The organism is Anaerovibrio sp. JC8 (assembly GCF_002100115.1).
Lineage (GTDB): Bacteria > Bacillota > Negativicutes > Selenomonadales > Selenomonadaceae > Anaerovibrio.
The window spans coordinates 1-12,799 of sequence record NZ_ANBM01000012.1 but is presented as its reverse complement, the minus strand read 5'-3'; the positions used below and the strand labels follow the sequence as shown (position 1 = coordinate 12,799).

The following is a 12,799-nucleotide window of genomic DNA, read 5'->3' as shown; positions in this document are numbered from 1 at the left end:
TTGATTTCAGGCCGCTGGTGATAAGATTTTTCTTGTCGTCAGGGGCCTGTTTGGCTTTTTGTAAATATAATTAGGAGTGATTATATGGCATTTATTGACAGAGATATTGATGAAATCAAGAATGAATTGAAGGAACGGTTTATCCTTACTGCCAAGATTTTGTATGGCCGGGAGCTGGCAGACCTTTCTCAGCACGAGGTCTATAATGCTATTGCGGCGGTAGTAAAGCAGTACACTACTGAAAACTGGATCAAGACCAACAAGCAGTATGCTATTAACGACGACAAGCAGATTTATTATTTCTCCATTGAGTTCCTGCTGGGCCGTCTTCTGAATACCAACCTTATTAATCTTGATTTGAAAAATGCTCTTAAGGTTGTATTGAAGGAACTGGAGTACAAGCTGGATGACATTTACAATGAGGAGCCGGATGCAGGTCTTGGCAATGGTGGTCTGGGCCGTCTGGCAGCCTGCTTCATTGATTCCATGGCATCCCTGTCCCTGCCGGCTCATGGCTGCGGTCTCCGCTATCAGTATGGTCTGTTTGAGCAGAAGATTATCAACGGCACCCAGATTGAGATTCCGGATAACTGGCTCCGTGACGGCTATGCATGGGAGTTCAGAAAGCCTAACAAGGCCGTTAATGTCCGCATCGGTGGTCATGCCTACATGAAGGCTGTAGAGGGTGAGGATGAGTTGCAGCTGGTTTATGAGGGCTACACCGATATCATGGCTGTTCCTTATGATGTACCGGTTATCGGCTACAAGAATACCACTGTAAATACCCTGCGCCTGTGGAATGCAGAGGTTAATATGGACTTTTCCGACTACGGAACCCTGACTCAGGAGGAAATCAACCAGCGTCAGGAGTATCGTCGTTGGGTTAACCGTATTACCGAGTATCTCTATCCTGATGACCGTCTTTCCGACGGCAAGAAGCTGCGTCTGCTGCAGGAGTATTTCTTTGTGTCTGCCGGTGTTCAGAGTATCATCCGTCACTATAAGCTGACCCATGACAATATTTTCGACCTTTCCGAAAAGATCGGCATTCATATCAACGATACCCATCCGGCTACTGCAGTTCCGGAGATTATGCGTATTCTGGTGGATGAAGAGGGTCTGGACTGGGAGGATGCCTGGGATATTACCACTCAGGTTTGTGCCTACACCAACCACACCATCCTGCCGGAGGCTCTGGAGAAATGGGATGTGGGCCTCTTTAAGGAGCTGCTGCCTCGCATCTACATGATTGTGGAGGAGATTAACCGCCGCTTCCTGGAGGGCATTCGCAAGAAGTATCCTGGGGATGAGGCTTTGGTTCGTGAGCTGTCCATTATTGAAAATGGCCAGGTTCACATGGCCCGTCTGGCAGTCGTGGGCTCCTACAGCGTAAACGGTGTGGCTCGGATTCATTCCGATATCTTAAAGACCAATACCCTGAAGTTCTTCTATAAGGTATTCCCTAGAAAGTTCAACAACAAGACCAATGGTATCACTCACCGCCGCTGGCTCATCAGTGCCAACAACGATTTGGCCCATATCATTGATGACAAGCTGACTCGTGAGTGGCGTCATAATATTAAGCTGTTGAAGAAGATTAATGATTATGTGGACGATCCTGATTTCCTGAAGGCCATCAACAAGGTCAAGAGAGCCAGAAAACGTGCTTTGGCCCAGTATGTATGGTCACATAACAAGGTTCGCGTAAAGATTGATTCCATCTTTGATATTCAGGTTAAGCGTATTCATTCCTATAAGCGCCAGCTCATGAATATCATGCACATTATGTATCAGTACAACAGACTGAAGAATGACCCTGATTATGATATGCCGGTTCCAGTGGTATACTTCTTCGGCGGCAAGGCTGCTCCTGGCTACTACACCGCCAAGGAGACCATCCGCCTCATCAACGCTGTGGCTGACAAGGTTAACAACGATGAGAGCATCAATGGCAAGATCAAGGTAGTGTTCCTGGAAAACTTTGGCGTATCCCTGGGTGAAATGGTATATCCGGCTGCAGATGTCAGCGAGCAGATTTCCACTGCTTCCAAGGAGGCCTCCGGTACCGGTAATATGAAGTTCATGATGAACGGTGCCATTACTCTGGGTACCCTGGACGGCGCCAATGTGGAGATTCATGAGCAGGTTGGCGACGACAACTGCGTAATCTTCGGCCTCAAGGCTGAGGAGGTTATCGCTTACTATGAAAACGGTAACTACAATGCCTGGGATGAGTACAATACCAATGAGCGGGTACGCACAGTAATGAATCAGCTCACTGATGGTACTTATGGCAACTTCCAGACCATTTTTGATTATCTGATTAACAGTAATGATGAGTTCTTTATCCTGAAGGATTTTGACGCTTATATTGAGGCCCATGAGGAAATTGTCCGCCGTTATCAGGACCATGATGCATGGCTGAGATCCTCTGCCATCAATATTGCAAATTCCGGTATATTCTCCTCTGACCGAACTATTACTGAGTACGCTGAGGATATTTGGAATATCGAACCTATTGAGATCAAGTGAGAGGGGTATACATGAATACATCTGAGTTAAGCGAGTTTGACCTGTTTCTGTTCCATCAGGGAACCAATTTTCGTGCCTATGAAATGCTGGGGGCACATGTAATAGAGCAGGACGGTAAAAAGGGTGTAAGATTTACCGTCTGGGCACCTCATGCCAAGGAAGTATCCGTGGTAGGTGATTTCAACAACTGGGATACCAGGGTGAACAAGATGTCCAAGCTGGGAGATGGGGAGATATGGAATCTCTTTATTCCTGATATTGGGCCTGGTACCGTGTACAAGTATGCTATTTTGCCACAGCATGAGGGACCTCATATCATGAAGGCTGACCCTTATGGCTTCTTTGCTGAAAAGAAGCCGGAGACTGCTTCCATAGTATATGACCTTAATAATTACAAGTGGCGTGACAGCAAGTGGGCCAAGTTCAAGGAGGATCATCCTTCCTACAGTCGTCCGATGCTGACCTATGAGGTTCATCTGGGCTCCTGGCGCCGCACTCCGGACGGGGAGTACCTTTCCTACATGGATATGGCGGACCAGCTGGTGGATTACGTAAAGAGCATGAATTACACTCATATTGAGTTTATGCCTCTTTGCGAGCATCCATTTGACGGGTCCTGGGGCTATCAGGCAACAGGCTATTATGCTGTTACCAGCCGTTATGGCAATCCTGATGAGTTCCGCTATCTGGTGGACAAGGCCCATCAGGCCGGTATCGGCATTATCATGGACTGGGTTCCTGGCCATTTCTGCAAGGATAATCAGGGCCTTAGGGATTTTGATGGTCAGAACCTTTATGAATCCGACAATATCCAGCGGGCAGACAATGCCGGCTGGGGTACTGTAAACTTTGACTACGGCCGTACTGAGGTCCAGAGCTTCCTGATTTCCAATGCCCTGTTCTGGATGGACCAGTACCATATTGATGGTCTGCGCATTGATGCGGTGGCCAATATGCTGTACTTGAATTATGGCCGTCAGGACGGCGACTGGGTACCAAATAAATTCGGTGGTGACGGCAATCTGGAGGCTATTGATTTCCTCCACAAGCTCAATGAGGCTGTGTTCAAGAACTATCCGCAGGCTCTGATGATTGCTGAGGAATCCACCTCCTGGCCGAATATTTCCAAGCCTGTCTACATGGGCGGCATGGGCTTTAACTACAAATGGAACATGGGCTGGATGAATGACATTCTGCGTTATATCAGCCTGGACCCAATTTACCGTAAGTGGCACCATGATAAGGTGACCTTCTCACTGATGTATGCCTTCAGCGAGAATTTTGTACTGCCTTTGTCCCATGATGAAGTGGTACATGGCAAGTGCTCCCTTATCAGCAAGATGCCGGGGGATTACTGGCAGAAATTTGCCGGTCTCCGTGCCTTCTATGGCTATTGGATGGCCCATCCTGGCAAGAAGCTGCTTTTTATGGGCGGCGAGTTCGGCCAGTTTATTGAGTGGAACTTTGATGACAGTCTGGACTGGCATCTGGTGGAGCAGTATGAAAAGCATACCCAGATGCTGGAGTATTCCAGGGCTCTTAATAAATTCTATGTTGACCACAAAGCCATGTGGGAGGTGGATTTCGACTGGAGCGGCTTTGAATGGATGGATTGCGACAATGCAGAGGACAGTCTGGTATCCTTTATTCGTAAGGCCGAGGATGGCTCCTTCATTATCGCCATTTCCAACTTTACCCCTGAGGTGCGCCATGGCTACCGCTTTGGTGTTCCTAAGGCTGGTGTTTACAGGGAGATATTCAACAGTGATGCCGAGGAGTTTGGTGGCTCCAACGTACTGAATGATTATGATATTATCTCCGAGGAAATGGAGTGGCAGGGAAAGGCAAATTCCATTCTGGTAACTGTGCCACCTTTGGCGACGATTTATCTGGAATTGCAGTCCCCCAGTGACGATGGGGTGAAGAAGACCGCCGCTAAGACTAAGAGCACTGCAACGGCCAAGAAGACTACAGCAGCCAAGGCAACAACCGCCAAAAAAACAACGGCCAAGGCAACAGCCACCAAGAAAACTGCAACCAAAAAATCCACGGCAACCAAAAAAACAGCAACAGCCAAAACTGCTGCTGCCAAGGCTGAAGAGGAAAAGGAAGTAAAACCGAAGACAAGGACACGGAAAACTGTGGTGGCCAAGGCTGATGAGGAAAAAGAAACCAAGCCGAAGACAACCAGAACGAGGAAAACTGCTGTAAAGGCCAAGGAGGAAGGGGAAAAGGAAAGGAAACCAAACCAAAGACTACCCGGACCAGAAAAACAGCAGCGGCCAAAACAGAAGCAGAAAAAGAGGCTAAGCCGAAGACAACAAGAACAAGAAAAACTGCGGTGACCAAGACCGAGGAAGAAAAGGAAGCCAAGCCAAAGACAACCAGAGCGAGGAAAACCGCAGCAGCAAAAAAAGAGGAAGAAAAGCCTAAGACAACCAGGGGTCGGAAGAAGGCCGAGCAATAGAGAGAGGTGCAAGTTATGAAAGTTTTGTATGTAGTTTCAGAAGCAGTTCCTTTTATCAAGACTGGAGGATTGGCGGATGTAGCCGGTTCCCTGCCTAAATATCTGAAGGCTGAAGGTGTGGATGCCAGAGTTATCCTGCCAAAGTACAGCTCCATTTCCGATGAATACCGAAACAGAATGGAGCATGTCGGAGATATTACCGTTCCTGTATCCTGGCGTGAAAAATATGCCGGGGTGGATAAGCTGGAGCATGAAGGAGTTACCTACTATTTCGTGGATAACCAGGAATATTTCTATCGTGATGGTCTTTATGGCTATTTTGATGATGCTGAAAGATTTTCCTTCTTCTCCCGTGCAGTGCTGAATCTGCTGCCAACCATGGATTTTTGGCCGGATGTCATCAATTCCAATGACTGGCATGCTGCATTGGTAAATGTATTCCTGAAGCTGGAGCATCAGGGTGACAGCCGTTATGAAAACATTAAGACCGTATTTTCCATTCACAATCTGAAATATCAGGGCATTTTCGACAAGAACATCATGGGAGATGTGCTTGGTCTGGGCTGGGAATATTTCAACAACGGTGATCTGGAATTTAACGACTGCGTCAATTTCATGAAGGGCGGCATTGTTTATGCTGATAAAATCAGTACTGTAAGCCGTACCTACGCTGATGAAATCCAGTACGAGTTCTTTGGGGAGCACCTTGATGGTCTCCTGAGATCCCGCTGTGAGGATATTCGCGGTATCATCAATGGTATTGACAACAGCATTTATGATCCGGCAACAGACAAGTATCTCTTTGAGAATTTTGATGCCAATTCACTGGAAAAGAAGCTTACCAACAAGGAGAAGCTCCAGGCACAGCTGGGTCTCCCTGTAAGCCGCAATACTCCTATGCTGGGTATTGTATCCCGTCTGGTGGAGAATAAGGGCGTTGAGCTTATTATAAGAATAATGGATGAGCTGCTGACCCATGAGGACTGTCAGCTGGTGGTACTGGGTACTGGTGACAAGGCTTATGAGGACTGGTTCCGTGAGCTTCAGTGGCGGTTCCCTACCAAGGTGTCCGTCAACATTTTCTTCTCCAATGAGCTGGCCCAGAGAATCTACGGCAGTGCAGATTTCTTCCTGATGCCATCGATTTTCGAGCCATGTGGTATCGGCCAGATGATAGCTCTCCGTTATGGTACTGTGCCAATTGTCCGTGAGACTGGCGGCCTGAAGGATACTATAAAGCCATTCAACAAGTACGATAATACCGGAAATGGCTATACCTTCAGCAATATCAATGCTCATGACCTGATGTACTGCATCAAGCGTGCTCTCACTGAGTATCATAATCTGCAGATCTGGAATATGCTCCAGAACAATGCTATCAGATCCAATTTTGACTGGAAAAAGTCGGCAAGTGAATATATTGATATGTACAAGCAGCTTTTAGCCTAGTGCTTACGCTGTAAGGAGGTCATTTTGTGGCTGCACTGCTTAATATAATTCACGATTCGCAAAATGAATTTTATCGTTTCCCCGTAGGGGCGGCTGCAACTGAGAGCAAGGTGCGGCTGAGATTAAGGGTGGAAACAGACAAGGAAACCAAGGTTACCGGCGTAAAAATCCGCATTTGGGAGGACCGTGTAGGCGAAACCCTTTACACTATGGCCCGCATGGAAGATGGCGAGCACTACGAGGGCTATATTAATATGCCTAAAAAGGGTACCCTGCTCTGGTACTATTTCATAATCAGCGTCAATGGACGTGTTTGTTTCTACAGCAATAATGATGAGCAGCTGGGGGGAGTTGGTCTTTTGGCCGACTGTCCTCATTCTGCCTACCAGATTACGGTATACAACAAGGAGTCCAAGACTCCTGACTGGTTTAAGCACTCGGTTATGTACCAGATTTTCCCGGACCGGTTCTATCGCAAGGGGAATACCATGGTAGAGAAGCCAAATGCCCTTTACCATGCCTCATGGAAGGACAAGCCGCGCTATTACAAGGACCCGGACAACGGTGAGATTATTGCCTATGACTTTTTCGGAGGGAATTTTGCCGGTATCAGGGAAAAGCTGCCCTATCTGAAGGATCTGGGCATATCGGTGGTATACCTCAATCCTATATTTGAATCTGCCAGCAATCATCATTATGATACTGGCAATTACATGAAGACGGACCCAATATTGGGTACCAATGAGGAATTTGCGGAGCTGTGTGCAGAAGCCAGAAAATATGGCATAAGATTTATATTGGATGGTGTTTTCAGCCATACGGGCGAGGACAGCATTTACTTTAATAAATACGGTACATACGATTCTGTAGGTGCCTGTCAGAGCAAGGATTCCCCGTATTACAGCTGGTACAGCTTTGTGGATTATCCGGACAAGTATGAGAGCTGGTGGGGCTTTACGAACCTTCCAAATGTGCGGGAGGAGACTCCTGCCTATATGGATTACATTATCAACAAGGAAGATAGTGTGCTCCATTATTGGAACAAGCAGGGCATCAGCGGCTGGCGTCTGGATGTTATTGACGAGCTGCCGGAGAAATTCAGCCAGGCCTTTTATGCGGAGCTGAAAAAGACAGATCCGGATTCGGTGCTTATCGGCGAGGTTTGGGAGGATGCCTCCAACAAGGTGGCCTATGGGGTGAACCGCCACTATCTCTGCGGCTATGAGATTGATTCTGCCATGAATTATCCTTTCCGCAAAATTGTGATGGATTTCCTTTTGGGTTATGTGGACGGCCATCAGACCTGCCGCAGGATTATGAGCCTTAAGGAGAATTATCCGGCCCAGAACTTCTATGCCATGATGAATCTTTTGGGCAGCCATGACCGTGAGCGTATACTGACCCTGTTGGGTGAGGCTCCTTCATGCGAAGGGGTGCCGGAGAGACTTCAGGCAAGGTTTAAGCTGGATGAGGAGCATCTGAAGCTGGGCAAGAACCGTCTGAAGCTGGCGGCTGCCTGGCAGATGACCTTCCCGGGAGTTCCTTGTATTTATTATGGTGATGAAATCGGCATGGAGGGTTACAAGGACCCGTTCTGCCGTCTGCCTTATGATTGGGAAAACGGTGATGAGGCTTTGCGTGAGTGGTACACAAAGCTCATTCATCTCAGAAATGAAAATACGGCCCTGCGTACCGGTAAATTCCTGCCGGTTTATTCCGAAGGGGATATACTGGGCTATGCACGGGTAATTGATGATGGCAAGGATGTTTTCGGTCAGCCGGCGGAAAACGATGTTTTCCTGATTTTGATGAACCGGGGCAAGGAAATGTGCACTGCCTATGTGGATGTTCGTGACCTCTGGGCAGGCAGCTTTGTCAATGTATTTGGTGATGGCAGGGAGCTGGAGACCGTACGTGATGTGCTCCATGTATTCCTGTGCCCTTACAGCGTGAAGATATATAGATGTGTGAAGAAGGAAGCCCAGTATACCAGGGAATGCGGTGTGCTGATGCATCCTACCAGCTTCCCATCAAAATATGGTGTAGGTGATTTTGGCTCCCAGGCCTATGAGTTCGTGGACTTCCTGGCCAAGGCCAATCAGAAAATCTGGCAGATACTGCCGCTGACACCGGTGGATGACTGCAATTCGCCTTATGCCTCTCCATCCGCCTTTGCCGGCAATTCCATGCTTATCAGCCTGGAAAAGCTGGTGGATATGGGACTTCTCACTGAGGAGGATATCAAGGTTCCTGAAACTGTAGCCACCAACAAGACAGATTATGAATTTGCCCGTAAGTTCAAGGGCAGGATTCTTGCCAAGGCGGCGGACAATTTCTTCGCCAGATCCGATGCCAACGATATGCTGGTATTTGAGGAATTTTGCAGCCAGGAATCCGACTGGCTGGAGGAGTATGCCCTTTTCAAGGCCATATCCAAGCAGCAGAATCAGGCCGGTTGGATAGAGTGGCCGGATGAGCTGAAGCTGCGTGATACTGAGGCGTTGAAAAAGGCCAGACATGAGCTGGCTGAGGATATCGGCAGGGAATGCTTCTATCAGTATCTGTTTTCAAAGCAGTGGCAGGAGCTGAAGATTTATGCCAATACCAAGGGCATAAAAATTCTGGGTGATATGCCGATTTTTGTATCCCAGAACAGTGCCGATGTCTGGGCCAATCAGAAGCTCTTCAAGCTGGGCAAGGATGGCAGGCCATTGAAGGTGGCGGGCGTACCGCCTGATTACTTCAGCAAGACCGGTCAGCTGTGGGGCAATCCGCAATATGACTGGGATGAAATGGCCAAGGACGACTACCGCTGGTGGATGAACCGTATGGCCCGAATGTTTGAGCAGTTCAATATGGTCCGCATAGATCACTTCCGTGGCTTCGAGGCCTACTGGGAGGTTGACGGTGATGCGGAAACTGCCATTGACGGCGAGTGGGTCAAGGGACCGGGCTGGGACTTCTTTAAGAGAGTCAAGGATTCCCTGGGCGGTGTGCCGATTGTTGCAGAGGACTTGGGCATCATTACTGATGAGGTGGAGGCCCTGCGTGAAAAATGCGGCTATCCGGGCATGAAGGTGCTGCAGTTTGAGCTGCACTTTAATGCCTTCCACAGAATTAATTATGTGGAGCCGGAGAACTGTCTGGTATATACCGGCACTCATGACAACAACACTGTAGTGGGCTGGTTGGAAGAGGATGCAGACATCGAAACCAAGGATGCTGTGGCAAAGCTCCTGGGCAAGGAAGGGGCCGACAGTGAGACCTTGTGCCGGGCCATGGTAGAGCATGCCTATGCCTCCAGGGCAAGGACGGCTATTGTACCGTTGTGGGATGTTCTGGCCCTCGATGGCAGCAACCGTATGAATCTGCCGGGAACAGCCGGCGGCAACTGGAGCTGGAGAATGCTGCCAGGAGCCCTGGAAGATGACAAAGCCCGTTGGCTGGCGGAGCTGGTAGAGAAATATAATCGCTAGTATGCACTGAAAATAGTTGACAATATTGCTGTATCATGTTAACATAGCACTGTTGTGTAACGCAGTTGCATAACATAAAAGTGCCGAAGTGGCGGAATTGGCAGACGCAGCAGACTCAAAATCTGCCGTATGCAAATACGTGCCGGTTCGAGTCCGGCCTTCGGCACCACTTGAAATTACTGGCCTCCGAGAAATCGGGGGCCTGTTCTTTTTTGTTCGATAAAAAGCAATTGACAGCCAGATGACAGCCACACGAATTTTTTGCTGCACAAGATAATGAGCTAATCCCATTTTTTGCCCCATATAAGGGCCAAAGTGGGGAATGAAGGATTTTCCCACTTTTTGGGAATTTTAGGCAAAAATATATCCCGTACTCCGGAATAAAAATGGAGTACGGGATTTTCTTATCTGAGCTGTTCCTTTCGGATTTCCAAAAGCAGCTCGTCGATCTTGTCGCAGAACTTGTCCATGGTAGTCTGGAACCTTACCAAGAGGTAAAAGGTAATGACTATTGGAAAGCCCACGGTGCTGACAGCTGATAAAATTGCTTCATCCATAGGTATGCTCCTTTCGTATCAGAAAACCCCTCCACCGCCATCTGGGGCAGCGAAGGGGCAATCATCAGAACCGGTTAAGCCAGGTTGGTGGTAACGGTTTCCTTGAGATAAGCGTCCTTGACGCCGGTAACATTCTCATAGGCCTTCTTATCGACAAACTTCTGCATAACTGCAAGAGCATCGGCCTTGGTCAGACCCGGCATCGGATTTGCCACGACAACGGTCTTGGACTTCTTTGGGTTATGATTAAGCTCATATTCAAGATACAGTTTCTGTGCCATAGTAATTTTCCTCCTTTACCAGATTATTCCTCGACAATTTTTGCACTGTCCAGGCGGGTCATATTGCGTAAGGTGAACTTCTGCAGAGATGCCATGCCCTCTGCCAGTTCCGCAAAATCCGCATCGGAAACGGCCTTGCTGATGCCGGAGACAGTAACAGTGCTGTAAGTTTCCTTGCCATCGGTATTGTCAGTAATGTACTGAAGTTTCATGGAAGTGGTTTCATTGGATTTCAAAACAGCCATAAAATAATCCTCCTTTGAATAAGATAAAATAAGATAAGATAAACGCGGGCCCAAACAAAAAGCCCGCGGTGCCAGACCGCGGACTTTTTGCGGAATGACAATATATATTCCATCCCGGCCGGGAAGAATATCGGGGTTTTATCGTCATTCCATGAACGATATATTTTTGTCGAGTCCATTATATAATAGTTGTAGTTAATGTGTCAATATATGGATAAAAAATATAAAAAAATATCCAAAATATACGATAATGATATTGGGGCGGGCTTACGGCGGGGGTGCGGCGGCGCGAAACTGGTTGGTTATTTCAGTGGCTGTGTGCTGGCGCGTCCCCGGCTCTCGGGCGGGGTCCCGCGAGGGAGAGAAGGTAGGAATGGACATCTTACTTTCGATAAATGTGCTTATCGGAACCATTGGCCCCCAGCACAGAGCCAGGCGTTTCGATAAGCTCTCCGGCGTTTATCGGAAGTAAAATGGCCTGCCTTATGAGGATGGAGACACCTTCCCCCAACGGCCAAGATAAAAACACAGAGAAGGTGGCTCAAACCCATACTCCTGGGCCTAAACTTGGAGCTGCTGAAAATATACGACCAAAATGTATAGCAGATTTTATACCAAAAATAGGGGTAAAATTCTCTATACAATTAGGTCATGTAATGGGACAGGGCTTTTATTCGTCCCCACCTTCGGGGAGCCGCTGGAGGGCTCCCAAGGAAGGTGCAAGTAGTCCGGGGCGGTTTATTCAGGGCGGGGATCATCGGCTAAAGTCAGCCCTGCCTTTTAAATGGCTTCCGACTCCGGCGGAAGGCCACCATCTGCAGGGGATGGAGCCAACGGCTCTATCTACTGCTACTCTCTTGGAGCTGGATGGAACCTTTTTCCGGGGGTATGACTGCGCCCCTGGGTGTAGTGATACCCTCCGGGGCCTAACCTTGGAGAAGGGGCGGCGGCTGCTTGCAGCGGCCGCTTACTGGCCCTGTAGTAGACGATAGCCCCTATACGGTGAAAGGGTATGGACTCATTTAATGCGGAACGAGGCCATACGCTTTCATCCGGCCGTAACACTTCGAGCAGTGCAGACGGGAAAGTGGGGTGGCTGGACGTATGGTAAGCCGCCCCGCTTTCACGGCTCACTTCCATCGGTGGCACCCAGTAGTGCAAAGTAAAGCTCCGGCTGTGCCGGAGATCTGTTTGTGGGTGGCTTCCTTTTATCCCCTTTTTTAATAATTTTGTATACATGAGCAATTTGAATGGGCTTTTTTATTGCCAGTGAAGAATTGTTTTTTATATCCGAAAAAATATAATTTAAGTAGAGAAATAAGTGGATAAATGATTTAAAATGGGGGTGTAAATCATGACCAAAGAAGAAGGGGTTAAAGCATTTGTTGACCTTGGTATGGATGAGGATGTTGCTATAAAAAGAGTAGATCGCTTATATGAGCTTGGCCCCGAAGGTTTTGAAATGTGCATGGATATTCAATTAAACTTTATTAAAATGTTGCCTGAGAGGGAATTTTACGGAAATGAAAAAATGGAGGTGAGTTATATTCCAAAAGGTCGCCTTGCTCCGTATCCAAAAGAGAAAAAAGAAGGCACCCGTTAAAATTTTATCCATTTACACTAATATGTAGGTGATTATATGCAGGATAGATATGCTGGTGATGTAGGGGATTATGGAAAAATTGGGTTATTGAAATGCCTGCAGGCTCAAGGCTTTACCATCGGCATTAATTGGTATCGTGTTCCCGCTCTGGACAGTGAAAAGAAGGAAGATGGAACATATAAGCAGCAT

At 47.8% G+C, this 12,799-nt stretch carries 10 protein-coding genes and 1 tRNA gene; 8 read left to right on the top strand and 3 right to left on the bottom strand.

The features are described 5' to 3' along the window. Positions 1 to 84: 84 nt before the first annotated feature. The 6 genes from D081_RS10700 (at position 85) to D081_RS10680 (ending at position 10,093) form a co-directional block, all read left to right on the top strand. Positions 85 to 2,532 carry a glycogen/starch/alpha-glucan phosphorylase gene (locus D081_RS10700; protein ID WP_085024169.1) on the top strand — a complete coding sequence of 816 codons (2,448 nt, stop codon included), beginning with the start codon at positions 85 to 87 and terminating at the stop codon, positions 2,530 to 2,532. A gap of 11 nt (positions 2,533 to 2,543) precedes the next feature. Beyond that, positions 2,544 to 4,877 carry a 1,4-alpha-glucan branching protein GlgB gene (gene glgB / locus D081_RS10695; protein WP_198941995.1) on the top strand — a complete coding sequence of 778 codons (2,334 nt, stop codon included), beginning with the start codon at positions 2,544 to 2,546 and terminating at the stop codon, positions 4,875 to 4,877. Continuing rightward, positions 4,874 to 4,999, top strand: a complete 126-nt coding sequence (locus D081_RS13120; protein WP_255375017.1) for a hypothetical protein — start codon at positions 4,874 to 4,876, stop codon at positions 4,997 to 4,999. The genes glgB and D081_RS13120 overlap by 4 nt, the downstream gene beginning before the upstream one ends. A 15-nt stretch (positions 5,000 to 5,014) precedes the next feature. Further along, entirely contained in the window at positions 5,015 to 6,448 is a 1,434-nt protein-coding gene (gene glgA, locus D081_RS10690; RefSeq protein ID WP_085024168.1) for a glycogen synthase GlgA, read from the top strand. A 26-nt stretch (positions 6,449 to 6,474) separates the two neighbouring features. Further along, entirely contained in the window at positions 6,475 to 9,924 is a 3,450-nt protein-coding gene (malQ, locus tag D081_RS10685; RefSeq protein ID WP_085024167.1) for a 4-alpha-glucanotransferase, read from the top strand. An 82-nt stretch (positions 9,925 to 10,006) separates the two neighbouring features. Next, a tRNA-Leu gene (locus D081_RS10680) sits at positions 10,007 to 10,093 on the top strand. A gap of 235 nt (positions 10,094 to 10,328) precedes the next feature. Here D081_RS10680 and D081_RS10675 read toward each other — a convergent pair. The 3 genes from D081_RS10675 to D081_RS10665 form a co-directional block, all read right to left on the bottom strand. Beyond that, positions 10,329 to 10,481, bottom strand: a complete 153-nt coding sequence (locus D081_RS10675) for a YvrJ family protein (protein ID WP_085024166.1) — start codon at positions 10,479 to 10,481, stop codon at positions 10,329 to 10,331. Between the two features lie 74 nt (positions 10,482 to 10,555). After that, positions 10,556 to 10,762: a DUF2922 family protein gene (locus D081_RS10670; protein WP_085024165.1), complete on the bottom strand. Its 207-nt coding sequence runs from the start codon at positions 10,760 to 10,762 to the stop codon at positions 10,556 to 10,558. A 23-nt stretch (positions 10,763 to 10,785) separates the two neighbouring features. Next, positions 10,786 to 11,007, bottom strand: coding sequence for a hypothetical protein (locus D081_RS10665; RefSeq protein ID WP_085024164.1), 222 nt, complete (start codon positions 11,005 to 11,007; stop codon positions 10,786 to 10,788). 656 nt (positions 11,008 to 11,663) lie between these two features. Between D081_RS10665 and D081_RS12740 the strand changes: the two genes are divergently transcribed. Together D081_RS12740 and D081_RS10655 are read left to right on the top strand one after the other, a co-directional pair. After that, the gene (locus tag D081_RS12740) at positions 11,664 to 11,999 is read left to right on the top strand and encodes a hypothetical protein (RefSeq protein WP_158087658.1); all 336 of its coding nucleotides are present in this window, start codon (positions 11,664 to 11,666) and stop codon (positions 11,997 to 11,999) included. A 362-nt stretch (positions 12,000 to 12,361) separates the two neighbouring features. Then, positions 12,362 to 12,610, top strand: coding sequence for a hypothetical protein (locus D081_RS10655; RefSeq protein ID WP_085024162.1), 249 nt, complete (start codon positions 12,362 to 12,364; stop codon positions 12,608 to 12,610). The last annotated feature ends 189 nt before the right edge of the window (positions 12,611 to 12,799 follow it).

Coding starts and splice junctions, on each gene's coding strand:
- D081_RS10700 (WP_085024169.1), top strand. CDS start 85: ATGGCATTTATTGACAGAGATATTGATGAAATCAAGAATGAATTGAAG.
- glgB (WP_198941995.1), top strand. CDS start 2,544: ATGAATACATCTGAGTTAAGCGAGTTTGACCTGTTTCTGTTCCATCAG.
- glgA (WP_085024168.1), top strand. CDS start 5,015: ATGAAAGTTTTGTATGTAGTTTCAGAAGCAGTTCCTTTTATCAAGACT.
- D081_RS10675 (WP_085024166.1), bottom strand. CDS start 10,481: ATGGATGAAGCAATTTTATCAGCTGTCAGCACCGTGGGCTTTCCAATA.
- D081_RS10670 (WP_085024165.1), bottom strand. CDS start 10,762: ATGGCACAGAAACTGTATCTTGAATATGAGCTTAATCATAACCCAAAG.
- D081_RS10665 (WP_085024164.1), bottom strand. CDS start 11,007: ATGGCTGTTTTGAAATCCAATGAAACCACTTCCATGAAACTTCAGTAC.
- D081_RS12740 (WP_158087658.1), top strand. CDS start 11,664: ATGGGACAGGGCTTTTATTCGTCCCCACCTTCGGGGAGCCGCTGGAGG.
- D081_RS10655 (WP_085024162.1), top strand. CDS start 12,362: ATGACCAAAGAAGAAGGGGTTAAAGCATTTGTTGACCTTGGTATGGAT.